The 25,629-nt window shown below is 70.5% G+C and carries 24 protein-coding genes; 2 read left to right on the forward strand and 22 right to left on the reverse strand.

Features of this window, described 5'->3' with window-relative positions; translation table 11 throughout:
- Positions 1–36 precede the first annotated feature (36 nt).
- Positions 37–2,730 carry an EAL domain-containing protein gene (locus G6N75_RS02230; RefSeq protein WP_165346441.1) on the reverse strand — a complete coding sequence of 898 codons (2,694 nt, stop codon included), beginning with the start codon at positions 2,728–2,730 and terminating at the stop codon, positions 37–39.
- Between the two features lie 244 nt (positions 2,731–2,974).
- Here G6N75_RS02230 and G6N75_RS02235 point away from each other — a divergent pair, with 244 nt between their 5' ends.
- Positions 2,975–3,412, forward strand: a complete 438-nt coding sequence (locus G6N75_RS02235; RefSeq protein WP_165346442.1) for a host attachment protein — start codon at positions 2,975–2,977, stop codon at positions 3,410–3,412.
- Between the two features lie 15 nt (positions 3,413–3,427).
- On the opposite strand, the gene G6N75_RS02240 is transcribed toward G6N75_RS02235, so the two are convergent.
- From G6N75_RS02240 to ilvC, 15 genes are all read right to left on the reverse strand, one after another.
- Entirely contained in the window at positions 3,428–3,643 is a 216-nt protein-coding gene (locus G6N75_RS02240) for a hypothetical protein (protein ID WP_165346443.1), read from the reverse strand.
- A gap of 134 nt (positions 3,644–3,777) precedes the next feature.
- On the reverse strand, positions 3,778–4,281 hold the full coding sequence (locus G6N75_RS02245) for an FKBP-type peptidyl-prolyl cis-trans isomerase (RefSeq protein WP_165346444.1): 504 nt from the start codon (positions 4,279–4,281) through the stop codon (positions 3,778–3,780).
- Between the two features lie 63 nt (positions 4,282–4,344).
- Positions 4,345–5,634, reverse strand: coding sequence for a glutamate-5-semialdehyde dehydrogenase (locus G6N75_RS02250; protein WP_240900883.1), 1,290 nt, complete (start codon positions 5,632–5,634; stop codon positions 4,345–4,347).
- Positions 5,627–6,772, reverse strand: a complete 1,146-nt coding sequence (gene proB, locus G6N75_RS02255) for a glutamate 5-kinase (RefSeq protein ID WP_206202866.1) — start codon at positions 6,770–6,772, stop codon at positions 5,627–5,629. The genes G6N75_RS02250 and proB overlap by 8 nt, the downstream gene beginning before the upstream one ends.
- A gap of 60 nt (positions 6,773–6,832) precedes the next feature.
- Complete coding sequence (locus G6N75_RS02260; protein WP_165346447.1) at positions 6,833–7,021, reverse strand: hypothetical protein; 189 nt, start codon at positions 7,019–7,021, stop codon at positions 6,833–6,835.
- A gap of 1 nt (position 7,022) precedes the next feature.
- Complete coding sequence (locus G6N75_RS02265) at positions 7,023–7,964, reverse strand: SPFH domain-containing protein (RefSeq protein WP_165346448.1); 942 nt, start codon at positions 7,962–7,964, stop codon at positions 7,023–7,025.
- Positions 7,965–8,042: 78 nt separating this feature from the next.
- Positions 8,043–9,125, reverse strand: coding sequence for a 3-isopropylmalate dehydrogenase (gene leuB, locus G6N75_RS02270; RefSeq protein ID WP_165346449.1), 1,083 nt, complete (start codon positions 9,123–9,125; stop codon positions 8,043–8,045).
- Positions 9,113–9,700: a 3-isopropylmalate dehydratase small subunit gene (gene leuD / locus G6N75_RS02275; protein ID WP_206202867.1), complete on the reverse strand. Its 588-nt coding sequence runs from the start codon at positions 9,698–9,700 to the stop codon at positions 9,113–9,115. The genes leuB and leuD overlap by 13 nt, the downstream gene beginning before the upstream one ends.
- On the reverse strand, positions 9,697–11,118 hold the full coding sequence (gene leuC, locus G6N75_RS02280; RefSeq protein WP_165346450.1) for a 3-isopropylmalate dehydratase large subunit: 1,422 nt from the start codon (positions 11,116–11,118) through the stop codon (positions 9,697–9,699). The genes leuD and leuC overlap by 4 nt, the downstream gene beginning before the upstream one ends.
- Complete coding sequence (locus G6N75_RS02285) at positions 11,115–12,074, reverse strand: branched-chain amino acid transaminase (RefSeq protein WP_346765470.1); 960 nt, start codon at positions 12,072–12,074, stop codon at positions 11,115–11,117. The genes leuC and G6N75_RS02285 overlap by 4 nt, the downstream gene beginning before the upstream one ends.
- A gap of 37 nt (positions 12,075–12,111) precedes the next feature.
- A complete protein-coding gene (locus G6N75_RS02290) occupies positions 12,112–13,662 on the reverse strand; it encodes a 2-isopropylmalate synthase (protein ID WP_165346451.1) in 1,551 nt (516 codons plus the stop codon).
- Positions 13,652–14,743: a pyridoxal-phosphate dependent enzyme gene (locus G6N75_RS02295; RefSeq protein ID WP_165346452.1), complete on the reverse strand. Its 1,092-nt coding sequence runs from the start codon at positions 14,741–14,743 to the stop codon at positions 13,652–13,654. The genes G6N75_RS02290 and G6N75_RS02295 overlap by 11 nt, the downstream gene beginning before the upstream one ends.
- On the reverse strand, positions 14,737–15,006 hold the full coding sequence (locus tag G6N75_RS02300) for an ACT domain-containing protein (protein WP_165346453.1): 270 nt from the start codon (positions 15,004–15,006) through the stop codon (positions 14,737–14,739). Before G6N75_RS02300 ends, G6N75_RS02295 begins: the two co-directional genes overlap by 7 nt.
- Entirely contained in the window at positions 15,003–16,658 is a 1,656-nt protein-coding gene (gene ilvG, locus G6N75_RS02305; RefSeq protein ID WP_165346454.1) for an acetolactate synthase 2 catalytic subunit, read from the reverse strand. Before ilvG ends, G6N75_RS02300 begins: the two co-directional genes overlap by 4 nt.
- Positions 16,655–17,659 (reverse strand): ketol-acid reductoisomerase, encoded by a 1,005-nt coding sequence (ilvC, locus tag G6N75_RS02310; RefSeq protein ID WP_165346455.1) that lies wholly within the window; start codon positions 17,657–17,659, stop codon positions 16,655–16,657. The genes ilvG and ilvC overlap by 4 nt, the downstream gene beginning before the upstream one ends.
- 430 nt (positions 17,660–18,089) lie before the next feature.
- Between ilvC and ilvD the strand changes: the two genes are divergently transcribed.
- Complete coding sequence (ilvD, locus tag G6N75_RS02315; RefSeq protein WP_165346456.1) at positions 18,090–19,760, forward strand: dihydroxy-acid dehydratase; 1,671 nt, start codon at positions 18,090–18,092, stop codon at positions 19,758–19,760.
- Here the strand turns inward: ilvD and G6N75_RS02320 are convergent.
- Genes G6N75_RS02320 through oppB form a run of 6 tightly spaced genes read right to left on the reverse strand, consistent with a single transcriptional unit; the run spans position 19,757 to position 25,600 of the window.
- The gene (locus G6N75_RS02320; protein WP_165346457.1) at positions 19,757–20,218 is read right to left on the reverse strand and encodes an isoprenylcysteine carboxylmethyltransferase family protein; all 462 of its coding nucleotides are present in this window, start codon (positions 20,216–20,218) and stop codon (positions 19,757–19,759) included. The genes ilvD and G6N75_RS02320 overlap by 4 nt on opposite strands.
- Before the next feature lie 13 nt (positions 20,219–20,231).
- The gene (locus tag G6N75_RS02325; protein WP_165346458.1) at positions 20,232–21,692 is read right to left on the reverse strand and encodes a sodium:solute symporter family protein; all 1,461 of its coding nucleotides are present in this window, start codon (positions 21,690–21,692) and stop codon (positions 20,232–20,234) included.
- On the reverse strand, positions 21,692–21,904 hold the full coding sequence (locus G6N75_RS02330; RefSeq protein ID WP_165346459.1) for a hypothetical protein: 213 nt from the start codon (positions 21,902–21,904) through the stop codon (positions 21,692–21,694). Before G6N75_RS02330 ends, G6N75_RS02325 begins: the two co-directional genes overlap by 1 nt.
- A gap of 8 nt (positions 21,905–21,912) precedes the next feature.
- A complete protein-coding gene (locus tag G6N75_RS15410) occupies positions 21,913–23,787 on the reverse strand; it encodes an ABC transporter ATP-binding protein (protein WP_165346460.1) in 1,875 nt (624 codons plus the stop codon).
- On the reverse strand, positions 23,787–24,680 hold the full coding sequence (locus G6N75_RS02340) for an ABC transporter permease subunit (RefSeq protein ID WP_165346461.1): 894 nt from the start codon (positions 24,678–24,680) through the stop codon (positions 23,787–23,789). Before G6N75_RS02340 ends, G6N75_RS15410 begins: the two co-directional genes overlap by 1 nt.
- Complete coding sequence (gene oppB, locus G6N75_RS02345) at positions 24,677–25,600, reverse strand: oligopeptide ABC transporter permease OppB (RefSeq protein WP_165346462.1); 924 nt, start codon at positions 25,598–25,600, stop codon at positions 24,677–24,679. The genes G6N75_RS02340 and oppB overlap by 4 nt, the downstream gene beginning before the upstream one ends.
- Positions 25,601–25,629 lie beyond the last annotated feature (29 nt).

Below are 25,629 nucleotides of genomic sequence, written 5' to 3' on the forward strand. Positions count from 1 at the left end.
CGACAGGCAAAGCCGGAAGCTTAGCAGGCGTGGCGGCTAGCGCGCGCCGCGCGCGGCGAACTCCGGGTCCATGATCCGGCGCGGCTCGCCCACGCCGTAGCCCTGGGCGTAGTCCACGCCCATGCCGCGCAGCATGGTGATGAGTTCCTTGGTCTCGACGAACTCGGCGATGGTCTGCTTGCCGGTCAAATGCCCGATCTCGTTGATCGAGCGGACCATTTCCCGGTCGATGGGGTCGTGCAGGATTTCCTTGACGAAGCTGCCGTCGATCTTGAGGAAATCCACCGGGAAGTGCTTCAGGTAGCCGAAGGACGACAGGCCGGTGCCGAAGTCGTCCAGCGCGAACTTGCAGCCGAGCTCCTTGAGCGAGTTGATGACCCGGTTGGCCTGCGAGTAGCTGGCAATAGCCGCCGTCTCGGTGATCTCGAAGCAGATCTTGGAGGCATCCAGGCCGCTGTGCTCGAACTGCTCGATGACGAAGGGCAGGAACTTGTCGTCGCACAGGCTCTGGCCCGACAGGTTGATGGAGCACATGGCGAGGCGCTCGCGCTCGTCCGCCTCGGAGACCAGCCAGCGCAGCGCGTTGGTGATCACCCAGCGGTCGATGTTCGGCGTCAGGCCGTAGCGCTCGGCGGCGTTGATGAAGACGTCGGGCGCGATGATCTGGCCCTGCTCGTCGCGCATGCGCAGCAGCAGCTCGTAGTGGGCGCCCCGGGGCTCCCCCTGCAGCGGCATGATGGGCTGGCGGAACAGCTCGAAGCGGGACTCCTCGAGCGCATTGTTGATGCGCGCGGCCCACTGCATCTCGCGCCGCCGGCGCATCAGGTCGATATCGTTCTCCTGCCAGGTCTGCACGCGGTTCCGGCCGGATTCCTTGGCCGCCGCGCAGGCGCTGTCGGCCGCGGTCAGCAGCTCCGCGACGCTGGCGGTTTCCGGCACGATCGGGACCACGCCGATGCTGGCGCCGAGGCGGAAGGTCCGGTCCTCCCAGATGAAGCGGAACTCCTGCACCGCCTTCAGCAGCGCCTCGGCCGTGTTGATCGCCTCCTCCAGCGTGCAGTTCTCGAGCAGCACGCCGAACTCGTCGCCGCCGAGGCGCGCCAGGGTGTCGCGCCAGCGGATCTTGGACTTCAGCAGCGCGCCCAGCTGGCCGAGCAGGGCGTCGCCGGCCATGTGGCCGCAGGAGTCGTTGATGATCTTGAACTGGTCGAGATCCATGTAGCACAGGGCGTACTGGGCCTCGCGCGCGCGGCCCATCTTCAGCGCCCGCTCCAGCCGGGCCTCGAACTCGCGGCGGTTCACCAGGCCGGTGAGCATGTCGTGGCTGGCGTGATAGGACAGCCGCCGGTTCAGCTCCCGCGCCTCGCTGACGTCATGGAACACCAGCACGCCGCCGATCACCTGGCCCACATCGTTGCGGATCGGGGCCGCGGAACTCTCGACGTACAGCTCGTTGCCGTCGCGCCGGATCAGCAGCGTCGGGCGCATGGTCTTGTACAGCCGGTCGCGCCGGATCGCGACCGACAGCGGGTTTTCCATCGGCTCGCAGGTTTCCTCGTGGAAACTGCGGAAGATCTCGTCCACGGCGCGGCCGGCCGCGGCGTCCAGGCTCCAGCCGGTCAGCTCCTGGGCGATGGGATTGAGATATTCGATGCGGCAGTCCGAATCGGTGGTGATGACCCCGTCACCGATCGACTGCAGCGTGATCTGGGCGTTCTGCTTCTCGCGGAACAGGGCCTCCTCGTAGAGCTTCTGGTCGGTGATGTCGAGCTCGACGCCGACCAGGCGCAACATGCGGCCCTCCTCGTCGATCATCGCCTTCGCCCGGCTCATCACCCAGCGCCAGTCGCCCGAGCGGTGCCGCATGCGATGGACGCTTTCGAACAGCTCGGTCTTGCCCTCGAGATGGTCGCGGATCTTGCCCTGCACCCGCACCATGTCCTCCGGATGGACGAGCTGGCGCCAGTCCGGCATGTCCTCGTCCGGCTCGTCCTCGCCGTAGCCCATCATCACCTTCCACCGCGGCGAAAAGCGGATGGTGTTGCTCTCGACGTCGAAATCCCACACGCCGTCGTTGGCCGCGTAGCGGGTCAGTTCCTCGCGCTCCTCGATGTCGTCGAGCTCGCGGTTGAGTTTCAGGCGCGTCAGCGCGGCCGACAGGCTCGCGCCCATCAGCTTCAGCAGCAGGTAGACGTCGACGTGCCAGTCGTTGACCGGCCGCGCCGACAGCACGCCGAGCACACCCCCGAGCTTGCCGCCGATGTCGAGCCCAGCGAACAGCGCCGCACCCGCCGCCATCTCCCGCATCAGGTGGGATTCTGCCTCCAGCTGCGCCGGGAGCCGGCCGGCGTCACGGATCTCCACCAGGCGCATGTGGCCCAGCTTCCCGCGCAGCCAGTCGAGCTCGTCGATCCGCACGCCCTTGAGGCGCTCGGGACAGCAGCCGGCCAGCACGGTGGAGGCGTGGCTGACCTCTTCCACCGCCGAGCCGTCGAGGGCCAGGAGGGCGAAGCACACCGAGTCGGCGCCAATGGCCTCCCGGATGGTCTCGAGGGACTCGCTGAGGATCTGCTCGGCCGTCTCCGGCTCCAGGTTGAGCAGGTCGACGGCGACCTTGGTGATGGCGGGGTTGAGGCCGATGCGCGAAGGCGTGGCGCGGCCCTTGCGGAGAGCGCCGCCCAGATCGGCGGCGATCCGGGACACCGGCTCTGGCGTTGGTTCTTCGCTCATGCAGGATCCAGACAATGGGCCTTAATTAGCGATCGTAAGTTGTTGTTCCGGCCAAGCTCTCAAACACAAGGCATTCTGGACATGATGCCTGGAGAATACAAGATGTTGTAGTCGGGCCCCGGGGACCGCATGTACGCCCGGGCGCTGGCAATCGCTCCGGCCGGCAACTAGGCTGAGGTTACGAGGGTCCCGGTCGCCCGCCCTTTCCGATCGCAGGGTGACCATGCGGCAAGGAGAACGCAACATGAGCGATGCCTGGGTCGTGGTGGCCTCCAGCACCCATTGCCGGATCTTCTCCCACCACAAGCACAACGCGCCGCTCGAAGAACTCGAGGACCTGGTGCATCCGAAGGGGCGCCTGCAGGACCAGGAGCTGACGACCGACAAGCCGGGGCGCGCCTTCGACAGCATGGGCTCCGGCCGCCACAGCATGGGCCAGACGGTCAGCCCGACGGAGCAGGAAAGCATTCGTTTCGCCAAGGAAGTCGCCGAGCGGCTCGACGCCGGGCGGATGGCCAAGGCCTTCGACCGGCTGGTGGTGGTCGCCGACCCGCGCTTCCTCGGCTACCTGCGCCAGGAGCTGTCGCCCGCGACGCGCCACTGCGTGGCCAAGGAGATCCCGAAGAACCTGGCTGATGCCGACCCGGCCAGCATCCGGGAGGCGCTGCCGTTCAGGATCTGAGGGCCTGCGCGCGCCTCAGTGGAGTTCGCAGTCCGGCGGGGCGCTCTGCTCCTCGCCGCCGAGCGCGAGGTTGACCGCCTCGCCGACACAGTGCGGGCAGACGGTGAGATAGACGCCCTGGTCGTCGACGTTGACCTCGAAGCTGACCGAGTGGTCACCGATGAAGACATCGATCTGGCCCTCGTCCTGGAGTTCCCGGATTGCCTCGGCAAGCTGCTTCCAGCGTGTCATCTCTCACTCTCCCCTGCTGCGTCGCGCCTCTGGCCGCCATTGTACGGTGCCGGCGCCCGGCTGGCGCACCCTGCAGCGCCAAAAAACATGGGCGCCGCCCGGCAGGGTGGCGCCCGTAGTTTTCTCCGCCGAGCTTACTTGATCTCGAGTACTTTGACGTCGAAATGCAGCTGCTCGCCGGCCAGGGGGTGATTGAGGTCGAGCACGACGGTCTCGTCCTTCAGTTCCTTGACCTGGGCGTGGATCGGCTGGCCCTGCTGGTTCTGCCCGACCAGCCGGGCGCCGACGTTGCGGGCGTCTTCCGGGATCATGGCCAGCGGGACTTCCTGGTAGCCTTCCTCGCGGACCGGGCCGTAGCCTTCCTCGGCGGTCAGCGTGACCTGCCGCGTCTCGTCCACCGTCATGCCGGCGAGCTGGGCCTCCAGCGCGGGCAGGATCTGCTGCTCGCCCTGGACGTAGGTCAGCGGCTCGGCGCCGACGTTGGTGTCGGCCGTGGAGCCGTCGTCCAGCTTCAGGGTGTACTCAATGCTGACGGTGCTGCCGTCCTTGATCACGGGGACTTCCTCCTGCGCCTGCAGCGACGCTCCGGTAACTAAAAACAACGCCGCCGCTGCGGCTGCGGGCAACCTGGACAACATGTGTTCTCCGGGGGGGTCGGTGGGGTTGAACGCGCACCCTACCACAGGGCGGGGGGGGCTTGCCTACGGCCGGACCTGCCCGGCGCCGCGGACCTGGTACTTGTAACTGGTCAGCTGTTCCGCCCCCACCGGGCCGCGGGCATGGATTCGTCCGGTCGAGATGCCGATCTCGGCGCCCATCCCGAACTCGCCGCCGTCCGCGAACTGGGTCGAGGCATTGTGCAGCACGATGGCGCTGTCGACCTGGTCGAGGAAGCGCGCGGCCCGGGCCGGATCGGCGGTCACGATCGCCTCCGTGTGCCCGGAGCCGTAGCGGGCGATATGGGCCATGGCCTCGTCCAGGCCGTCCACCACTCGCACCGCGATGATGGCGTCGAGGTACTCGCGCGGCCAGTCCGCCGGCTCGGCCGGGCGCACCCGCGCATCGGCGGCCTGGGCCGTCGCGTCGCCGCGGACTTCGCAGCCGGCGTCCAGCAGGGCCGCGAGCAGCGGCGCCAGGTGCGTGCCGGCGCAGGCGCTCTCCACCAGCAGCGTCTCGGCGGCGCCGCAGATGCCGGGGCGCCGCAGCTTGGAGTTGAGGACCACCCGCCGCGCCATCTCCAGGTCGGCGGCCCTGTCGACGTAGACGTGGCAGACCCCCTCGAGGTGCCCGATGACCGGCACGCGCGCGTCCCGCTGCACCCGCTCGATGAGCCCGCGCCCGCCGCGCGGCACGACCACGTCCACGCAGCCGCCAAGGCCGCCGAGCAGCTCGCCCACGGCCGCCCGCTCGCGGGTCGGCACCATCTGGATGGCGGCCTCCGGCAGCCCGGCGGAGCGCACCGCCTCCTCGAGACAGGCATGGATCTGGGTACTGGAGGCGAAGCTCTCCGAGCCGCCGCGCAGGATCACCGCATTGCCCGACTTGAGGCACAGGGCGCCGGCATCCGCGGTCACGTTGGGGCGGCTCTCGTAGATGATGCCGATCACGCCGAGCGGCACGCTGACCCGGCGAATCACGAGCCCGTTCGGCCGGGTCCACTCGGCCAGCACGCGCCCCAGCGGGTCGGGCAGCGCGGCGATCGCCTCGAGCCCGGCCGCCATCGCTTCGACACGCTCGGGATCGAGGCGCAGGCGATCCACCAGGGCCGCCGACAAGTCGCGCTCGCGGGCCGCCGCCACATCCTCGGCATTGGCTGCGAGAATCGCCGGCGCCCGCCGGCGCAGCAGCGTGGCGGCCGCCTCCAGGGCATCGTTCCGTTGCGCGCCCGTGCTGCGGGCCAGGCCCGCCGCCGCCGCCCGCGCCTGCCGGCCGAGGCCGGCCATCAGCTCGGCCACCGCGCCCGAGCCCTCGAGTCCCAGCAAGTCAACCATGCTCATTCACCATTGCCAGGTCGTTCCGGTGCACCAGTTCCTCCCGTCCCCGGTAGCCCAGCACCTGCTCGATCATGCTGCTCCGCAGCCCGATGATCCGGCCGGCCTCGGCCGAATCGTAAGCCGACAGCCCCCGGGCCAGCACCCGGCCCGACTGGTCTTTCACCAGCACCAGGTCGCCGCGCTCGAAGCGCCCGCTGACGCTCACCACGCCGGCCGGCAGCAGGCTCTTGCCGTGCGCCAGCGCCGCCGCGGCGCCCGCGTCCACCACCAGCTCGCCACTCGGCTTGAGCGCGCCCGCAATCCACTGTTTCCGCACCCGGGCCGGCGAGGCGGCGGCGACGAACCAGGTACAGGGCGCACCTTCCTCGAGCGCCTGCAAGGGGTGCCGGACCCGGCCGGAGGCAATCACCATGTTGCAGCCGGCGGCCAGGGAAATCCGTGCGGCCATGAGCTTGGTGATCATCCCGCCCGAGCCGACGTCCGTGGCCGATTCGCCCGCCATGGCCTCGATCTCGGGGGTGACGGCGTGGATCTCGGGTACCAGCCAGGCGTCCGGATCGCGGGCCGGGTCGGCCGTGTAGAGGCCGGCGATGTCCGACAGCAGCACCAGGCAGTCGGCGCTGGTCATCTGGGCGACCCGCGCCGCCAGGCGATCGTTGTCGCCGTAGCGGATCTCCTCGGTGGCCACGGTGTCGTTCTCGTTGATGACGGGCACCGCGCCGAGTCCGAGCAGCGTCTCGAGGGTGCCGCGCGCATTGAGGTAGCGGCGGCGCTGCTCGGTGTCCCCCAGCGTCAGCAGGACCTGGGCCACGGGGATGTCGTGGCGCCCCAGCGCTTCCTGCCAGGCGTGTGCCAGGCGCACCTGGCCGGCCGCGGCGGCCGCCTGGCTTTCCTCCAGTCGCAGGGGGCCGGCCCGGAGACCCAGGTGGCGCCGCCCCAGGGCGATGGCCCCGGAAGAAACCAGCAGCACTTCCTGGCCGCGGCGGCGGAGGCGCGCGATGTCCTCGACCAGGCCCTCGAACCAGGGACGGTCGAGGCTGTTGGTGGCGCGGTCCACGAGCAATGCCGAGCCGATCTTGATCACGACCCGGCGTGCCGCGACCAGGCGGCTGGGGCTGCTGTCGACTCGATCCATCGTCATCCTGCCGGACAGCATGACCGTTGCAGCGCATCATGTGAAGCCCCGCCCGGCGCCTCAGTCGTCGCCGGATTGATCTTCGCCCCGCGCCCCGGCCGCCGGCATCCGGCCCGCCGCGCGCAGCTGCTGCCGGAGCAGGTAGTCGATCTGGGCGTTCAGGCTGCGGAGATCGTCGTCCGCCCAGCGCCGGAGGGCGGCGAGGATCTCCGGGTCGAGGCGCAGCAGGAACGCGTCGCGCTTGGCCAAGCTAGTTGTAAAGCGTCCCGGTGTTCACGACCGGCTGCGTGTGCGTGTCGCTGCACAGCACCACGAGCAGGTTCGAGACCATCGCCGCGCGCCGCTCGTCGTCGAGCTCGACGATCTGGTCCCGCGCGAGATGGTCGAGCGCCATCTGCACCATGCCGACCGCCCCCTCGACGATCTTGGTGCGCGCCGCAACGACGGCCTGCGCCTGCTGCCGTTGCAGCATGGCCGCGGCAATCTCGGAGGCGTACGCCAAGTGGCTGATGCGCGCCTCTATGACCTCGACGCCCGCCTTGTCGAGCCGCTCCTGGATGTCTTCGCGCAGCTGCGCCGAGATCCTGTTGGTGTCGCCGCGTAGCGACACCTCGTGATCTTCGCTGTCGTAGGGATAGCGGCTGGCCATGATGCGCAGCGCGGCCTCGCTCTGCACGGCGACGAAATCCTCGTAGTCGTCGACTTCGAACAGCGCCTCAACCGTGTTGACCACGCGCCAGACCACCACGGCGGAAATGTCGATAGGGTTACCGTCGCGGTCGTTGACCTTGGAAGGCCGACCGTGGGTGCGGCTGCGCTGCTGCACGACTTGCCCGACGGAGTCTTTTTTCTCCGGGGTCGAAAGAGCGCCGGTTTCGAAGTTGCGTACGCGCAGCGACAGCTTTTTCTTGCTGAAGAAGGGATTGACCCAGAAGAAACCGGACTCGCGCACCGACCCCTTGTACTCGCCGAAGAGCAGCAGGACCCGGGAATCGTTGGGCGCGATCGCCATGAAGCCGAAGCCCATGACGAAGCCGACCGCCAGGATCACGATGCTGCTCGCGATGTGCCAGCCGGAGGCGCCGGCGTGCAAGGCATAGAAAAAATACCAGGGACCGGCGATCACCAGCGCGACGGTGACGACCAGCGGCAGCCAGCCCGACAGCGGGCGATACTCTCTTTCCTGAACCATGGCTCTCTCCCTCGCAGAGCGGATGATGTCAGGATGATATCACTTTGCTATCGGCCGGTGCCACCCCCTCGGCGAGCCTCAGGCGATTGCCCGCGCCGGTCCCTCGCTGATCGCGGCCGCGATCGCCGCCCCGACCGCCCGCGTCGGGCTGCCGCGCTCCCGGCCCACCACGTCCACCGTGCCGATGCCCCGCCCCAGCGCCTCGTACGTCGCCTGCTCGACCGCCCGGGCCTCGGCCTCGAGCCCGAGCGAGTGGCGCAACAGCATGGCGGCGCTCAGGATGGTGCCGCAGGGGTTGGCAATGCCGCGCCCGGCGATATCGGGCGCCGAGCCATGGATCGGCTCGTACAGGCCCGGACCGGACGCCGCCAGCGAGGCCGACGGCAGCATGCCGATCGAGCCGGCGAGCACCGAGGCCTCGTCGGTCAGGATGTCGCCGAACATGTTCTCCGTGACCACCACGTCGAAGCGCCGGGGATCCTGCAGCAGCTGCATCGCCACCGCGTCCACCAGCGCGTGCTCCAGCTTCACGTCCGGGAATTCCTCGCGCCCGAGCCGGGTCGCGATCTCGCGCCACAGGCGCGAGGTCTCCAGCACGTTCGCCTTGTCTACCGAGGTCACGACCCCGCGCCGCGCGCGCGCCGTCTCAAAGGCCAGCCGCAGCACGCGCTCGATCTCCTCGCGGGTGTAGCTGCAAAGGTCGGAGGCCCGGTCCGCGTCGCGCTGCTTGGCGCCGAAATAGATCCCGCCGGTCAACTCGCGGACGAACAGTATGTCCACGCCATCGAGCAATGACTCCTTCAGGGGCGAGGCGCCGTACAGGGCCGGCAAGGTCATGACCGGCCGCAGGTTCGCGAACACCCCCAGCGCGCGGCGCAGCGCCAGCAGGCCCTGCTCGGGCCGGACCGGCGCGGACGGGTCGGACCACTGCGGTCCGCCGACGGCCCCGAGCAGGACCCCGGCGCTGGCCTGGCAGAGGGCCGTCGTCTCCGCCGGCAGCGGCTGCCCGGTGGCGTCGATAGCGCCGCCGCCGATCAGTCCCTCGCGGAACTCGAAGTCATGGCCGAAGGTGTCCGCCACCGCCGCCAGCACCACCCGCGCCGCGGCGACGATCTCCGGCCCGACGCCGTCGCCGGGCAGGAGCGCAATCAGGCGCGACACGCGGCCCGGTCCTCATAAGCCTGGATGGCCGGAACCTGGCTCAGCAGCCAGCCGAGCGGGTCGATGCCGTTGAGCAGGCAGTGGCGGGCGAAAGGCTCGACCTCGAAGCCGGCCTCGCGTCCCGCCGCCATGCGCACGGTGCAGTCGCGCAGGTCGATGCCGATCTCGGCGCCGGGATGCGCCAGCAGCCAGGCGTGCGAGTCCGCGTCGATCACCACGGGCAGCAGGCCGTTGCGCAGCGCGTTGCTGCGGAAGATGTCGGCGATCTCGGTGCTGATCACGGCGCGGAAGCCGTAGTCCAGCAGGGCCCAGGGCGCGTGCTCGCGGGAGGAGCCGCAGCCGAAATTGCGTCCCGCCACCAGGATCCGGGCGCCCTCCGCCCCGGGCCGGTTGAGAACGAAGTCCTCGCGCGGCCGGTTGGCCGCGTCGCGCCGCCAGTCGGCGAACAGGTGCCGCCCGAGGCCGTCACGCTGGGTGGTGGTCAGGAAGCGCGCCGGGATGATCTGGTCGGTGTCGATGTTGTCCACCGGCAGCACCACGGTGCGCGAGCTCAGCACGGTGAAAGGCTCGATCATGCGATGCGCCTCCCTTCTTCCAGCAGCGGCCGCGGGTCCGCGACCTTGCCGGTGATGGCGGAGGCCGCCGCCGTCAGCGGGCTGGCCAGCAGGGTGCGGGCGCCCTGCCCCTGCCGGCCCTCGAAGTTGCGGTTGCTGGTGCTGACCACGTACTGGCCGGCGGCCGCGCGGTCGCCGTTCATGGCGATGCACAGCGAGCAGCCGGACTGGTGCCACTCGGCGCCGGCGTCGCGGAACACGCGGTCCAGGCCCTCGGCCTCGGCGGCCGCGCGGACCTGCTGGCTGCCCGGCACGATCATGGCGCGCACGCCCGGCGCCACCCGGCGGCCGCGCAACACGGCAGCCGCGGCCCGGAGGTCGCTGAGGCGCGAGTTGGTGCAGCTGCCGATGAACACCACCTGCACCGGCTGGCCGGCGATCGCCGCGCCGGCGCTGAGGCCCATGTAGTCCAGCGCCTTGCGGTGGCCCGCGCCGGCCGGCGCGGGGATGCGGCCGCTGACGGGCATCACCATCCCCGGGTCGGTGCCCCAGGTGACCTGCGGCTCCAGCGCGCCGACGTCGATGGTGACGCTGCGGTCGTACTCGGCCCCGGGATCCGAGTTGAGTTCGCGCCATTCGACCACCGCCCGCTCCCAGGCCTCTCCCTGCGGTGCCATCGGGCGGCCCGCCAGGTATTCGAAGGTGGTCTCGTCCGGCGCCACCATGCCGGCCCGGGCGCCGGCCTCGATCGCCATGTTGCACAGGGTCATGCGCTCTTCCATCGACATGGCGCTCACCGCCTCGCCCCGGAACTCGATCACGTGGCCGGTGCCGCCGTCCACGCCGATCCGGCCGATCACGCCCAGGATCACGTCCTTCGCGGTCACGCCCGGGCCCAGGCGGCCCTCGAGCTCGACCAGCAGCGTGCGCGGCAGCCGCTGCAGCAGGCACTGGGTGGCCAGCACGTGGCCGACCTCGGTGGTGCCGATGCCGAAAGCCAGCGCCCCGAAGGCGCCGTGGGTGGTGGTGTGGCTGTCGCCGCAGACGATGGTCATGCCCGGCTGGGTCGCGCCCTGCTCCGGGCCGATGACATGCACGATGCCGCGGCGCGCGCTGTTGACGCCGAACAGCCGCACGCCGGAGCGGCCGCAGTTCTCGCCCAGCGTGCGCACCTGGTAGCGCGCCGCGTGGTCCATCTCGCCGAGCCCGCTGGCCCAGCTCGCCTCGGCGGTCGGAACGGAATGGTCCACCGTGGCCAGGGTGCGGTCGGGCCGGCGGACCTTCAGGCCGCGCTCGCGCAACGCCGCGAAGGCCTGGGGGGAAGTCACCTCGTGCACCAGGTGCAGGTCGATATAGAGGACCGCCGGTGTCGCCGCGGTCTCCGGCACCACTACGTGCCGGTCCCAGACCTTGCGGAACAGCGTGCGGGGCGCCGTCATACGGCCACCGAGGCGATCGGCGTCACCGGCGCCGAGACCGGCTGCAGCCAGCCCCACTCGTCAACGGTCTCGGCCGAGAACAGGCCGAAGAAGCGCCGCTGGACCTCCGCCGTGACGGGGCCGCGCTTGCCGCTGCCGACGGCGATGCGGTCGACCGAGCGCACCGGGGTGACTTCGGCGGCGGTGCCGGTGAAGAACACCTCGTCGGCGAAATACAGCATCTCGCGCGGCATCGGCTGCTCGTGGACCTCGTAGCCGGCGGCGCGCGCCAGCGTGATCACGGTGTCGCGGGTGATGCCGGCGAGGATCGAGCAGGCGGCCGGCGGCGTGTAGATCTTGCCGTCCTTGACGATGAAGATGTTCTCGCCCGCGCCCTCGCCGATCATGCCGTCGGTGGTCAGCCCGATGCCCTCGGCGTAACCGTGGCGCTTCGCCTCCATGCTGATCAGCTGGCTGGAGAGATAACCGCCGGAGGCCTTGGCGCCGGAGGGAATGGTGTTCGGCGCCACCCGGTTCCAGGACGAGACGCACACGTCCACCCCGTTCTCCAGGCCCTCGGCACCCAGATAGGCGCCCCACTCGATGGCGGCGATGATGACCTCGACCGGCGAGTCGGCCGGCGCGGTCAGCCCGAGGCCGGCATAGCCGCGGAACACCAGCGGGCGCAGGTACGCGCCCTGCAGGTCGTTGGCCAGTACCGCCTGGTTGCAGGCCGCCTCGATCTCTTCCTGGGCGTAGGGAATGGCGAGGTGATAGATCTTGGCCGAGTTGTACAGCCGGGAAATGTGCTCGCGCAGGCGGAAAGAGCGCGGGCCGTCCGGCGTGCGGTACACGCGGATGCCCTCGAACACCGACGAGCCGTAGTGCAGCCCGTGGGACAGTACGTGAACGGTCGCGCTCTCGCCGGGAACCATCCTGCCGTTCTGCCAGATGTAGCGCGGAAACTTCGGTGCCACTTGAATACTCCGTTGCCGTTGGGCGTGTACGTCGGGATCAGGCCGCCGCGTCGGCGCCGGCGCGGGCGGCGATGCGGTTGACGGCCTGCAGGAAAGCCAGCGCGCTGGCCTGGATGATGTCGGTGTCGAAGCCCTTGCCCTGCCAGGTGCGGCCGGCGTGTGAGACCGCGACCACGGCCTCGCCCTGGGCGTCTTCCCCGACGGTGATGTTGCGGATGTCGAAGCTCGTCAACTCGACCGCGACGCCAGTCGCGCGCTCGATGGCGCTGAAGGCCGCTTCCACCGGCCCGTCGCCGGTCGCGGACTCCAGGCGGCTGGTGCCGTCGGCGTGGACCAGTTCCGCCTCGGCCGAGGCGCGCGCGCCGTCGCCGGAGGCGATGCGCAGCGCGGCCAGCCGCCACGGCCCGGTGCCGGCGTCATCGGAACGCAACACCAGGGCCTCGATGTCGGCGTCGAAGATTTCCTTCTTGCGGTCCGCCAGGCTCTTGAAGGCGATGAAGGCCCGGTCCAGCTCGGCCTCGTCCAGCGCCAGGCCCAGGGCCGCCACCCGGTCGCGGAAGGCATGGCGTCCGCTGTGCTTGCCCAGCACCAGGCGGCTGCCGCCCAGGCCCACGTCCTCGGGCCGCATGATCTCGTAGGTCTGCTGGTTGCGCAGCATGCCGTGCTGGTGGATGCCCGCCTCGTGGGCGAACGCGTTCTCCCCCACCACCGCCTTGTTGCGCGGCACGCCGACGCCGGTGACCGCGGCCACCAGGCGGCTGGTGGGCGCCAGGCGGCGGGTGTCGATGCCGGTCTGCACCGGCAGGCGGTCGCCGCGCGTGCGGACCGCCATCACCACCTCTTCCAGCGCGCAGTTGCCGGCGCGCTCGCCGATGCCGTTGATGGTGCACTCCACCTGGCGCGCGCCCGCCTGCACGGCGGCCAGGCTGTTGGCCACGGCCATGCCCAGGTCGTCGTGGCAATGGACGCTCAGCACGGCGCGCTCGATGCCGGGCACGTGCTCACGCAGGTAGGCGATGCGCTCGGCGAACTCGGCCGGCACCGCATAGCCGACGGTATCCGGGATGTTCACCGTGGTCGCGCCCGCCTCGATCACGGCCTGCACCACTTCGGCCAGGTAGTCCAGCTCGGTGCGGGCCGCATCCTCGGCCGAGAACTCGACGTCGGCGCACAGCGAGCGCGCCACCCGCACGCCTTCCACCGCCCGGCGGACGACCTCCTCGCGGCTCATGCCCAGCTTGTATTCGCGGTGGATCGGGCTGGTGGCGATGAACACGTGCAGCCGCGCGCGCTCCGCCTCCTGCAGCGCCTGCCAGGCGCGCTCGATGTCGTTGCCGCCGCAGCGGGCCAGGCCGCAGATGACCGGGCCGCGGATCTCGCGGGCGATCAGCTGCACCGACTCGAAGTCGCCGTCCGAAGCGGCCGGAAAACCGGCCTCGATGACGTCCACGCCCAGCTCGGCGAGCGCGCGCGCCACCCGCAGCTTCTCCCGGTCGGTCATGCTGCAGCCGGGCGCCTGTTCGCCGTCGCGCAGCGTGGTGTCGAAGATCACCAGGCGCCCGTGCTCAATAGCCGGCTCAATAGCCATAGTGCAGCTCCCCGATCGGGAAGTACGGCATCGCTTTCGGCTGGTGCCGCGGCCGCTCGTCGGCCAGCGCCCGCATCAGCGTCGCGGCCTCGATGTTGCCGCCGGTCAGCACCACGCCGATGCGCCGGCAGGGCTGCCCGGCGCAGTAGCGGATCGCCCCGGCCAGCGCCGCGGCGGCCGCGCCTTCGGCCATCTGGTGCACCGTGCCGGCGTAGACGCCGATGGCTGCCTGGATCTCGCGCTCGGACACCAGCAGCATGTCGTCCAGCCGCTCCCGCAGCACCGCCAGCGTCTGGCGGACCGGCACCCGCACGGCCAGGCCGTCGGCCAGGGTATCGACCGCGGCGAAGGGATGGTACTCGCCGGTGTGCCAGGCGTGGTGCATGGCGGGCGCGTTCTCGGCACAGACGCCGATGACGCGCGTCGCCGGGCTCTGCGCCTTGACGACGGTCGCGACCGCGGCCGCCACGCCGCCGCCGCCCACCGGCACGAACACCGCGTCGAAGGGCTCCGCCGCCTGGGCCAGCATCTCCAGCGCGATGGTGCCGGCGCCCGCGACCATGTCGGGGTCGCGTACCGTGTGGACCAGGCGGGCGCCGGTGCGGGCAGCGTGCTCCTCCGCCGCGATCATGGCGGCGTCGAAGTCGTGGCCGGACTCGATCACCCGCGCGCCCTGGGCGATGATCGCGGCGTGCTTCTCCGGGCTGATGCCGCGCGGCACGAACACCGTGCAGCAGACGCCGTGGCGCCGGGCCGCGTAGGCGATGGCGTGGCCATGGTTGCCGCGCGTCGCGGTGACCAGGCCCCGGCTGCGCTCGTCCGCCGCCAGCCGGGCCAGCAGGTTCATGGCGCCCCGGATCTTGCAGGAGCCCACGTCCTGGGCGTTCTCGAGCTTGACGAAGACCTCGCAGCCGAGCCGCGCGTCCAGCGTGGGATGGTGCAGCAGCGGCGTCGGCTGGAGCTGGCCCTCCAGCACCGCCATGGCGGCCTGGATGTCGGCCAGCTCGGCCAGCGGCCGCTCGGCTGCGGCCGCGGGCGGGTTCGGCGCCGCCGGCGGCGCGATGGTGTCGGCGGTCAGCATGCTACGCTCCCCCCCAGCGCCGCCGGCGCCTCGGCGGCCGTCAGGCACGCCACGCTCCGCACGTCGTACAGTTTCTGGATCTGGCGCGTCAGCGTCTCGACCGAGCGGCCTGCGGAATGGATGTCCACCGTCACCTCGACGTGCTGTTCGCCGGTGTAGGCGTTCATGGAGGTCACGGCGAAGCCGCGCCGCTCGATGAGGCCGAGCAGCCGGATCAGGGCGCCCTCGACCTGGTGTAGATTCATCTGCAGCGTGTGGTTCATGCGCTCAACTCCTCCATCATCACGTCGTTACTCTGGCCCGGCGGCACCAGCGGCCAGACATTGCTCTTCGGATCGATGCAGACATGGGCCAGCAGCGGGCCCTCGGTATCCAGCAGCCTGCGGATCGCGCCCTCGACCTCGTCGCGCCGCGTGATGCGGAAGGCCGGGATGCCGAAGGACCGCGCCACCTCGACGAAGTCCGGGTTGTCGGACAGGTCGACCTCGCTGTAGCGCTCCCCGTGGAACAGCTGCTGCCACTGGCGCACCATGCCCAGCGAGGAGTTGTCGACCAGCAGGATCTTCAGGTCCAGGCCGTAGCGCTTGATGGTCTGCAGTTCCTGGATGTTCATCATGATCGAGCCGTCGCCGGAGACCGTGACCACCCGGGCGCCCGGCCGCGCCAGGCAGGCGCCGATGCCGGCCGGGATCCCGTAGCCCATGGTGCCCAGCCCGGCGCTGGTCAGGTGCTGCTCCGGGCGGTCGAAATGGCAGTGCTGCGCCACCCACATCTGGTGCTGGCCGACGTCGCAGGCGATGGTCACGTCCGGCGCCTCCTCGGTCAGGCGGCGCAGCATGTGGGGCACGTAGATGTCGTCGCCCGGCGCGTCGTAGCGCCAGGCGTGCTCGACCTTGCGCGCGGCGCACCACTGCTGCCACGGCGCGATGTCCAGCCCGGTGGGCATGGCGGCCAGCGACTCCACCAGGTCGCCCAGCAGCCCGGCGTCGGCGAAGCGCAGCTTGCCGATCTCGCTCGGGTCGGCGTCCATGTGGATCACGCTGGCCTTCGGGGCGAAGCCGTCCAGCTTGCCCGTCGCGCGGTCGTCGAAGCGGGCGCCGACGCAGATCAGCAGGTCCGACTCCTGGATGGCGCGGTTGGCGGCCCGGTTGCCGTGCATGCCCAGCATGCCCAGGAAGTTCTCGTCGCGCGTGGACACCGAGCCGAGGCCTTTCAGGGTGGTGACCACGGGGATGCCGCTGGCCCGGGCATAGGCGCGGAAGGCGTCCACCGCGCCGGCGATCGGAATCCCGCCGCCGCCGTAGAGCACCGGCCGCTGCGCGCCCAGGATCAGCTCACGCGCGGCCTGCACCTGCGCGGCGTCCGGCACCACGCGCTTCGGCCGGCGGGTCTCGTAGATCGGCGCGTGCGCCGGCACGGCGTTGGCAATATCCTTCGGCAGGTCCACCAGCACCGGCCCGGGCCGGCCCTCGGCCGCGATCTGGAACGCCAGCGCGATGGTCTTGGGGATGTCCTCGGCGCGCCGGACGATGAAGCTGTGCTTGACGATCGGCATGGTGATGCCGAAGACATCGACCTCCTGGAAGGCATCGGTGCCCATCACGGTGGTCGGCACCTGGCCGGTGATGACCACCAGCGGCACCGAGTCCATGAACGCGTTGGCGATGCCGGTGACCAGGTTGGTGGCGCCGGGGCCGGAAGTCGCCATGCACACCCCCGGCCGGCCGGTGACGCGGGCGTAGGCGTCGGCCGCCAGCGCCGCGCCCTGTTCGTGCCGGGCCAGGATGTGCTTGACGGAGGAGTTCAGCAGCGCGTCGTAGACGGGCATGATGGCCCCGCCCGGGTAACCGAAGATGATCTCGACGCCCTGCTGTTCCAGGGCGCGGACCACCAGCTCAGCGCCCTTGCTGCTCATGCGGCGTCCTGCTGTTCCGTACGCAGCCAGGACATGCGGGCCCGCAGCTCGCGCCCGACCTGCTCGATCGGGTGCGCCATGTCGGCGGCCATCATCGCCTTGTAGCGCGGCATGCCGGCCTCGTACTCGGCGCGCCACTCGCGGGCGAAAGTGCCGTCCTGGATCTCCTTCAGCACCGTCCGCATGCGCTCGCGGGTGCTCTCGTCGACCACGCGCGGGCCGCGGGTCAGGTCGCCGTACTTGGCGGTGTCGCTGACGAACTGGTGCATCTTCGCCAGCCCGCCCTCGTGCAGCAGGTCCACGATCAGCTTCAGCTCGTGCATGCACTCGAAGTAGGCGACCTCGGGCTGGTAGCCCGCTTCCACCAGGGTCTCGAAGCCCTGGGTCACCAGCTCGGTCACGCCGCCGCACAGCACCGCCTGCTCGCCGAACAGGTCGGTCTCGGTCTCCTCGGCAAAAGTCGTCTCCAGCACGCCGCCGCGGGTGCCGCCGATGCCGTGGGCGTAGGCCAGGGCCCGCGCCTTCGCCCGGCCCGTCGCGTCCTGCGCCACCGCCATCAGGCAGGGCACGCCGCGGCCTTCCTCGTACTGGCGCCGCACCAGGGCGCCCGGCCCCTTGGGCGCGACCAGGATCACGTCGATGCTGTCCGGCGCCTGGATCGAGCCGTAGTGGATGTTGAAACCGTGGGCGAACAGGATCGCGGCGCCGGGCTTCACGCTGCTCTCGATGTCCCGCCAGACCCGGGGCGCCGCCATGTCCGGCACCAGGATGGCGACGATGTCGGCGCCCGCAGCGGCCCGGGCCGGGGGCGCGACCTTGATGCCGTCCGCCTCCGCCCGCTGCCAGCTCGGGCCGCCCGGCCGCAGCCCGACGGTCACGTCGATACCGCTGTCGCGCAGGTTGAGGGCGTGCGCCCGGCCCTGGCTGCCGTAGCCGATGACGGCGATGCGGCTCACACCCGCCTTGCCCTGCTCAACATCCGATTCGACGTAGATCTTCATGCTCGATACCTTTCCTCAAGTCAAAAATTCCGCGGCCCAGAAAGCGAGAACCCCGCAGCCGTTTCCGGTTGCGGGGTTCTCTGGTTCGGTTCTCTGCCTGCTTTGCGCCTACCTACACCATGACCCCGCTCTTCCCGAGTACGAGAATGACGATAAGGAGGCCAAGGAGGGCGCTGACTGCGTTGACCGGCAGGCGCTCAGGGGCACGGGCCAGGGCGATCGGCCGCTGCCTCGTGTTGTTCCTGCGCTGTGGCTTGCCGTGGGTCATTGTTTCGATAACGCTTGTTGCGCTGCAATCAGCTTGGGCGGATTCTATGCATAATGTTTTCGGCAGTGTCAACAGTTTTTTTAATCGGCTCCCGGCCACGGCCCCGCCTCGCCTCCGAAGCGGACCCGGGCGCACCTTATATTTGCAGAGGCGGTTTTTGCCATGAGTGACGAGCGGTCCCGCAAGTATTCCAGCCCCGTGGTCGACGGCGTGACCCGCGCGCCGAGCCGCGCCATGTTGCGCGCCGTCGGCTTCACGGACGCCGATTTCGGCAAGCCCCAGGTAGGCATCGCGTCCACCTGGGCCGAGCTCACCCCCTGCAATGTCCACATCGGCCAGCTGGCCCGCGAGGCCGCCGCGGGGGCGCGCGCCGCCGGCGGTAAGCCCGTGATTTTCAACACCATCACGGTCTCCGACGGCATTTCCATGGGCACTCCGGGCATGCGCTACTCCCTGGTCTCGCGGGAGGTGATCGCCGACTCGATCGAGACCGTGGTCGCGGCCGAGGGCTTCGACGCCTTCGTGACCATCGGCGGCTGCGACAAGAACATGCCCGGCTGCGTCATGGCCATGGCGCGGCTGGACCGTCCCAGCGTGTTCGTCTACGGCGGCACCATCCGCCCGGGCGCCGGGCACACGGACATCGTCTCGGTGTTCGAGGCCGTCGGCGGCCACGCCCGCGGCACGGTCTCGGATGCGCAGCTGCTCGAGGTCGAGCGCACGGCCATCCCCGGGCCCGGCTCCTGCGGCGGCATGTATACCGCCAACACCATGGCCTCGGCAATCGAGGCGCTCGGGCTGAGCCTGCCCAACAGCTCGGCCCAGGAGGCGGTCGGCGACGCCAAGGCCGAGGACTGCCGGCGCGCCGGGGCGGCGGTGCTGGAGCTGCTGCGCCGGGACATCAAGCCCTCCGACATCCTCCGCCGCGAGGCCTTCGAGAACGCCATCACCGTGACCATTGCGCTCGGCGGCTCCACCAACGCCGTCCTGCACCTGCTGGCCATCGCCGACACCGCCGGCGTGCCGCTGGAACTCGAGGACTTCACGCGGCTCGGGGCGCGCGTGCCGGTGCTGGCCGACCTCAAGCCGAGCGGCAAGTACCTCATGTCCGAGCTGATCGCCATCGGCGGCATCCGCCCGCTGATGAAGATGCTGCTGGATGCCGGGCTGCTGCACGGCGACTGCCTCACGGTGAGCGGCCGGACCCTGGCCGAGGACCTGGCCGAGGTGGCGCCCTACCCGGCCGGCCAGGACGTGGTGCGCGGGCTCGACCGGCCGATCAAGCCGGACAGTCACCTCGTGATCCTGCGCGGCAACCTCGCGCCGGACGGCGCCGTCGCCAAGATCACCGGCAAGGAGGGCGAGCGCTTCGTCGGCACCGCCCGGGTATTCGACAGCGAGCAGCGGGCGCTGCAGGCGATCCTCGACGGCCGCATCGCCGCCGGCGACGTGGTCGTGATTCGCTACCTGGGGCCGAAGGGCGCGCCCGGGATGCCGGAAATGCTGTCGCCGACGTCGGCCATCATGGGCAAGGGCCTGGGCGACTCGGTGGCGCTGATCACCGACGGCCGGTTCTCCGGCGGCAGCCACGGCTTCGTGGTCGGCCACGTCGCGCCCGAAGCCGCCGCGGGCGGTCCGCTGGCGGCCGTGCAGGACGGCGACGAGATCGAGATCGACGCGCGCGAGCGCGCCCTGACCCTGCGCGTCGGCCCGGCGGAACTGGCGCGGCGGCTGGAGGATTGGCGCCCGCGCGACGGAGAAAAACGCGGCACCGTGCTGGAGAAGTACGCCCGCCTGGTGCAGTGCGCCTCGAAAGGCGCGGTGCTGAGCTAGAGCCAGCGGCGCACCCGCTGCCGGTAGGCCTCGTACTCCGCCCCGAACAGGGCCGCCAGGGCCCGCTCCTCCGGCACGATCTGCCAGCGATTCATCGCCAGCACGAAGGCGGGCACGACCAGCGCCGCCGGCCAGGAGCCGAGCCAGACGGCCCACGAGACGAGCGCCAGCGCCAGCGCGAGGTACATCGGGTTGCGGCTGTAGCGATAGATCCCGGCGGCCACCAGCCGGGTGGCGCGTTCCGGCTGCAGCGGGTTGACCGTGGTCTCGTACCGCGCAAAGACCCGGACCCCCGCCAGCCCGACCAGCCCCGCGGCCAGCAGCACCACGCTGGCCGCCAGCAGCTGGCCCGGGAAGCCGACCCGCAGGCCCGGCGTGGCGAGCGCGAGCCCGCCCATCGCCACGGCAGCGAGGAGAAACACCGCTACCGGGGGAATCCTCAACTCGAGCAGCTGCATCCGCCCTGCTCCTTCAGACCGCGACGAAGCGGTCGACGTGGCCGCGCGGCTGCGCGGCCGTCAGCAGCGACACCGCCAGCAGCACGGGGAGGTGGACCGCCAGGCCGAGCAGGCCCTCGTGCAGGTCCCATGGCCGCAGCGCCGGGTTGAAGAAGAACCACAGGGTCGCCAGCCCGCCCGCCACCAGCCCGGCCAGCGCCCCGGCCGTGGTTGCCCGCCGCCAGAACAGCGCCGCCAGCACGGTCGGCGCCAGCTGCACGATCACGCCGTAGGACGTCAGCAACAGCAGCACCAGCGACATGCCCTCGGTGACGGCGAAGCCGTAGGCGACGATCCCCGCCAGCAGCACGCCGATGCGGATCAGCCGGCGCTGGAGCTGGTCGTCCATGGGCAGGAAGGGCTTGACGCCGTCCTCCACGGCCACCGACGCCGTGGCATGCAGCACGGCGTCGCCGGTCGACATCGAGGCCGACAGCGCGCCGGCGCAGAACAGGCCGACCACCAGCAGCGGCAGCTGCACGTCGAGAATGAGCTGCGGCAGGATGAAGTCCGGCTGCTCGAGTCCCGGCAGGTAGAGCACGCCGGCGAAACCGATGAGCATGACCGGCACCAGGAACAGCTGGAAGGTCGGGAACAGCACCACCGTGCGGCGGAGGATGCGGTCGTCGCGCGCCGTGAAGGCCTTCATGAACAGGTGCGGCCACAGCGTCAGGCCGATGGCGCTGACCAGGATGGCGCTGCTGTAGCCGCCCCAGCTCCAGGGCGCGCCGCTGCCGGTGAGGCCGGGCAGTTCGAGCAACTCGGGCCGCTCGAGCAGGATGCCCTCGAACATCGGGCCGATGCCGCCATGCAGCGCATGGGGCAGGTACAGCCCCAGCGACCAGGCAATCACCAGCATGAAGATGCCCTGGAAAGTGTTGGTCCAGCCGACGCCGGTGACGCCGCTCACCAGCACGTAGGTCAGCACGATGCCATAGGCCAGCGCCGCGCCGGCCCACAGGGGGACATGGCCCTCCGTCACCACCTCGATGACGATGCCCGCGCCGCGGATCTGCAGCGTGATATAGGGCAGCAGCGCGATCACGCTGAGGCTGGCGACCAACAGGGACAGGAAGCGCGACGGGAAGCGCCCGGTGAGGAACTGCGCCTGGGTGACGTAGCCCAGCCGCCGGCCGATGCGCGCCACCCGCGGGCCGATGAAATACCAGGGCGCGATGCCCAGCACCCCGTAGGCCAGGATGTAGAAGACGGCCGCCCCGCGCGAGTAGGCCCAGCCGGGCCCGCCGAGAAAGGCGAAGGCGGAGAACACGGTGGCGCCGGTGATGAAGTACATCACCAGCAGGCCGAAGTCGCGATCGCCGGCGACGAAGCCGGTGACGGTACGGGAGCTGCGCCGGCCGGCGCGGAGCCCGATCCACAGCGTCACCCCGAGGTAGGCAGCGACGATCAGCGCGACCCAGTGCCAGCGCTCCATCAGTCGTCTCCCGCGCGGCTCTCGAAATGGTCCAGCACCAGCAGCGCGGCCAGGCCGATGAGGATCCAGAGGATGTACCAGGCCAGGGCGCGCGGCAGGCCGAAGACCAGCGGGCCCGGCTCAGCGACCAGCAGGGCGCCGGGCCAGGTGACCGCCAGCGCGAACAGCACGAAGACCGCGGCGACAGCGAGGCGGACCCGGGACAGGCGCACGGCCGGCTTCAGTCCCCCGGCGCGCGCGGCCGGTCCGCTTCGTGGCAGGCGACCAGGTGGCCGTCGATGCGGCGCAACTCCGGCGTCTCGACCGCGCAGCGCGGCGTGGCGATCGGGCAGCGGGTGCGGAAGGCGCAGCCCGAGGGGGGATTGACCGGCGACGGGAGGTCGCCCTCCAGCGGCGCGAAGGCCTTGGCGCGCTCCAGCTCCGGGTCGGGGATGGGCACCGCCCGGATCAGCGCCTGGGTGTAGGGATGCAGCGGCCGCTCGTACAGCGCGTCGCGATCGGCGATCTCCGCCACGCGGCCGAGATACATCACCATGATCCGGTGGCTGATGTGGCGCACCACGGCGAGGTCGTGGGCGATGAACACCAGTGACAGGTTCATCTCCGCCTGCAGGTCCATCAGCAGGTTGACGATCTGCGCCTGGATCGACACGTCCAGCGCGCTCACCGGCTCGTCGCAGATGACGAGCTTGGGCTCGAGCACCAGGGCGCGGGCGATGCCGATGCGCTGGCACTGGCCGCCCGAGAACTCGTGCGGATAGCGGTTGATGTGCTCCGGCCCGAGGCCGACGCGCTCCAGCATGGCGCCGACGCGACGGCGGATCTCGGCCCGGCCGAGGCCCGGGAAATGGGTCTGCAGCGGCTCGGCCACGATGGTGCCCACGGTCATGCGCGGGTTGAGCGAGGCCAGCGGGTCCTGGAACACCACCTGCATGTCGCGCCGGTGCGGCCGCATCGCCTTTTTGCCCGCCGCCGTGATCTCGTCGCCCAGCAGGGTGACGTGCCCGGCCGTCGGCTCGACCAGGCGCAGGATCGCGCGGGCCAGGGTCGACTTGCCGCAGCCCGACTCGCCGACCACGCCGAGGGTCTCGCCCGGGTGCAGCGCGAGGTCGACCCCGTCCACGGCTTTCAGCACGCGCGCCGGCGCGAACAGCCGCTCCGGCGCCAGCTTGAAATGCACCTTGAGGTCGCGGGTCTCCAGCAGCGGCGGCGCGGCGCGGTCCGGCGCGGTGCGGACCACCTGCACGGGCGCGGCAGCCGCCTCCGCTGCGGACCCGGACCCGCCCAGGGCGGCCAGGCGCCGGCCGTCGGCCCGGTCGAGGCGCGGCACCGCGGCCAGCAGCGCGCGGGTGTAGGGATGCTGCGGGCGGTAGAAGATGTCGTCCACCGGGCCCGATTCCTGCTCCTCGCCCCGGTGCATCACCAGGACCCGGTCGCAGAGACCCGCCACCACGCCGAGATCGTGGGTGATGAGAATGATCGAGGCGCCGGTCTCGCGCCGCACCTCGCGCATCAGCTCGAGGATCTGCGCCTGCACCGTCACGTCCAGCGCCGTGGTCGGCTCGTCCGCGATCAGCAGGTCGGGCCGGCACAACAGGGCCGAGGCGATCATCACGCGCTGGCGCATGCCGCCGGAGAACTCGTGCGGGTACATGTCCACCCGCTTGCCCGCTGCCGGGATATGCACCGCGTCGAGCAGCTCGATACAGCGGGCCCGCGCCGCCTTGCGGCCGATACCCTCGTGGTGCTGCAGGACCTGCGCCATCTGCTGGAACACCGTCATGTAGGGGTTCAGCGAGGTCATCGGGTCCTGGAAGATCATGCCGACGCGCCGGCCGCGGATGCGGCGCAAGGCCTCGGCCGGCAGCCCGAGCAGCTCGGTGCCGTCGAAGTTCGCCGAGCCCGAGGCGCGGCCGTTGGCCGACAAGAGCCCGATCAGGCTCATCATCGACTGGCTCTTGCCGGACCCCGACTCGCCGACGATGCCCAGCGTCTCGCCGCGCTCCAGCGAGAACCCGAGGTCGCGCACCGCGTGCACCTCGCCGTCGGGCGTGTGGAAGCGGACGTTGAGCTTCTCGACCTCGAGCAGCGCCATCAGCGGTCCTTCGGGTCGAGCGCGTCGCGCAGGCCGTCGCCGACGAAGTTGAAGCAGAACAGCGTCAGCGCCAGGAAGGTCGCAGGGAACACCAGCATCCAAGGCGCCGTGCCCATCTCCTGCGCCCCCTCGTTCACCAGCGCGCCCCAGGAAGTCATCGGCTCCTGCACGCCGAGGCCGAGGAAGCTCAGGAAGCTCTCCACCAGGATCACCTGGGGGATGGTGAGGGTGACGTACACCACCACCACGCCGAGCAGGTTGGGCACGATGTGGCGGCGGATGATGTTGAAGGAGGCCACGCCCTGCGCCTCCGCCGCCTCGATGAATTCCTTGTGCTTCAGCGACAGCGTCTGGCCGCGCACGATGCGGGCCATGTCGAGCCAGTTGATGGCCCCGATGGCGACGAAGATCAGCAATATGTTCCGGCCGAAGAAGACCATCAGCAGGATGACGAAGAACATGAAGGGCATGGCGTAGAGGATGTCCACGATGCGCATCATGACGTGGTCGACGCGCCCGCCGAGATAGCCCGCCGTCGCGCCCCAGCTGATGCCGATCAGCAGGCTCACCAGCGTGGCCACCACCCCGATCAGCAACGAGATGCGCCCGCCGTGCAGCGTGCGCACGAACAGGTCGCGGCCCAGCGCGTCGGTGCCGAAATAGTGGCGGCTCTCCCAGTCAGGCCCGATGGAGACGTTGTCCCAGTCGGTCTGGGCGTAGTCCCAGGGCGACAGCCAGGGCCCGACCACCACCAGCACCGCCATGGTGAAGATCAGCGCCCCCGCCACCATCGCCGCGCGGTTGCGCCGCAGCACGTTCCAGGCATCCACCCACAGGCTGCGGCCCTTCACGGGCGCCGGAGTCGCCGCCATGCTTTCCGGCGCCGCGCTCATGCGTACTTCACCTTGGGGTCGAGCCAGGCATAGACCAGGTCGACCAGCAGGTTGAACAGGATGATCAGCGCGCCGTAGAACACCACCACGCCCATCACCAGCGTGTAGTCGCGGTTCAGCGCGCCCTGCACGAAATAACGCCCGAGGCCGGGCACGCCGAAGATCTGCTCGATCACCACCGAGCCGGTGATCACCGCGGCCGAGGCCGGGCCCAGGTAGGAGACGACCGGCAGCAGCGCCGGCTTGAGGGCGTGGCGCAGGATGATGGTCCGTTCGGGCAGGCCCTGGGCGCGGGCGGTGCGGATGAAGTTGCTGCGCAGGACCTCGATCATGCTGCCGCGCGTCAGGCGGGAAATGTAGGCGATCTGCGGCAGCGCCAGCGAGATCACGGGCAGCACCAGGTAGCGCGGGCTGCCGTCGCCGATGCCGCCGGCGGGCAGCCAGCCGAGCGTGACCGCGAACAGCAGGATCAGGAGCGGCGCCATGACGAAGTTGGGGATGGAGATGCCGGTCATGGAGACCGCCATCACGGCATGGTCGGTGCGCGAGTTCTGGCGCAGCGCCGCCATGGTCCCGGCCGTCACGCCGAGCAGCAGGGCGAGGATCATCGCCGAGCCGCCGAGCCTGAGCGACACGGGGAAGCCGGCCGCGATCAGCTCGGTGACGCTGTAGTCCTTGTACTGGAAGGACGGCCCGAAATCGCCGCGGGCGAGGTTCAGCAGGTAGCGGCCGAACTGCTGCACCAGCGGCTCGTCGAGATGGTAGGCGGCGCGCAGGTTGGCCTCGATCTCCGGCGGCAGCGCCTTCTCTGAATCGAAGGGTCCGCCGGGCGCCGCCCGGATCATGAAGAAGGCCAGCGCGACCAGGATCAGCAGGGTCGGAATGGCGCCCAGGAAGCGGCTCAGCGCGTACCGGATCACGTCCGCCGCCCTCCCCGTTCCGCCCGCAT

Origin of the sequence: Thioalkalivibrio sp. XN8 (assembly GCF_011058255.1) — a bacterium.
Taxonomy (GTDB): Bacteria; Pseudomonadota; Gammaproteobacteria; order Steroidobacterales; family XN24; genus XN24.

What these genes read in the sequence shown, in the direction of transcription:
- ilvD (WP_165346456.1), top strand. Translation starts at nt 18,090, where the DNA reads ATGAGTGACGAGCGGTCCCGCAAGTATTCCAGCCCCGTGGTCGACGGC.
- G6N75_RS02325 (WP_165346458.1), bottom strand. Translation starts at nt 21,692, where the DNA reads ATGGAGCGCTGGCACTGGGTCGCGCTGATCGTCGCTGCCTACCTCGGG.
- G6N75_RS02250 (WP_240900883.1), bottom strand. Translation starts at nt 5,634, where the DNA reads ATGGTTGACTTGCTGGGACTCGAGGGCTCGGGCGCGGTGGCCGAGCTG.
- ilvC (WP_165346455.1), bottom strand. Translation starts at nt 17,659, where the DNA reads ATGAAGATCTACGTCGAATCGGATGTTGAGCAGGGCAAGGCGGGTGTG.
- G6N75_RS02340 (WP_165346461.1), bottom strand. Translation starts at nt 24,680, where the DNA reads ATGAGCGCGGCGCCGGAAAGCATGGCGGCGACTCCGGCGCCCGTGAAG.
- leuD (WP_206202867.1), bottom strand. Translation starts at nt 9,700, where the DNA reads ATGATCGAGCCTTTCACCGTGCTGAGCTCGCGCACCGTGGTGCTGCCG.
- G6N75_RS02300 (WP_165346453.1), bottom strand. Translation starts at nt 15,006, where the DNA reads ATGAACCACACGCTGCAGATGAATCTACACCAGGTCGAGGGCGCCCTG.
- leuC (WP_165346450.1), bottom strand. Translation starts at nt 11,118, where the DNA reads ATGACGGCGCCCCGCACGCTGTTCCGCAAGGTCTGGGACCGGCACGTA.
- proB (WP_206202866.1), bottom strand. Translation starts at nt 6,772, where the DNA reads ATGGATCGAGTCGACAGCAGCCCCAGCCGCCTGGTCGCGGCACGCCGG.
- G6N75_RS02230 (WP_165346441.1), bottom strand. Translation starts at nt 2,730, where the DNA reads ATGAGCGAAGAACCAACGCCAGAGCCGGTGTCCCGGATCGCCGCCGAT.
- G6N75_RS02240 (WP_165346443.1), bottom strand. Translation starts at nt 3,643, where the DNA reads ATGACACGCTGGAAGCAGCTTGCCGAGGCAATCCGGGAACTCCAGGAC.
- G6N75_RS02245 (WP_165346444.1), bottom strand. Translation starts at nt 4,281, where the DNA reads ATGTTGTCCAGGTTGCCCGCAGCCGCAGCGGCGGCGTTGTTTTTAGTT.
- G6N75_RS02265 (WP_165346448.1), bottom strand. Translation starts at nt 7,964, where the DNA reads ATGGTTCAGGAAAGAGAGTATCGCCCGCTGTCGGGCTGGCTGCCGCTG.
- G6N75_RS02295 (WP_165346452.1), bottom strand. Translation starts at nt 14,743, where the DNA reads ATGCTGACCGCCGACACCATCGCGCCGCCGGCGGCGCCGAACCCGCCC.
- G6N75_RS15410 (WP_165346460.1), bottom strand. Translation starts at nt 23,787, where the DNA reads ATGGCGCTGCTCGAGGTCGAGAAGCTCAACGTCCGCTTCCACACGCCC.
- ilvG (WP_165346454.1), bottom strand. Translation starts at nt 16,658, where the DNA reads ATGAGCAGCAAGGGCGCTGAGCTGGTGGTCCGCGCCCTGGAACAGCAG.
- G6N75_RS02235 (WP_165346442.1), top strand. Translation starts at nt 2,975, where the DNA reads ATGAGCGATGCCTGGGTCGTGGTGGCCTCCAGCACCCATTGCCGGATC.
- G6N75_RS02320 (WP_165346457.1), bottom strand. Translation starts at nt 20,218, where the DNA reads ATGCAGCTGCTCGAGTTGAGGATTCCCCCGGTAGCGGTGTTTCTCCTC.
- G6N75_RS02290 (WP_165346451.1), bottom strand. Translation starts at nt 13,662, where the DNA reads ATGGCTATTGAGCCGGCTATTGAGCACGGGCGCCTGGTGATCTTCGAC.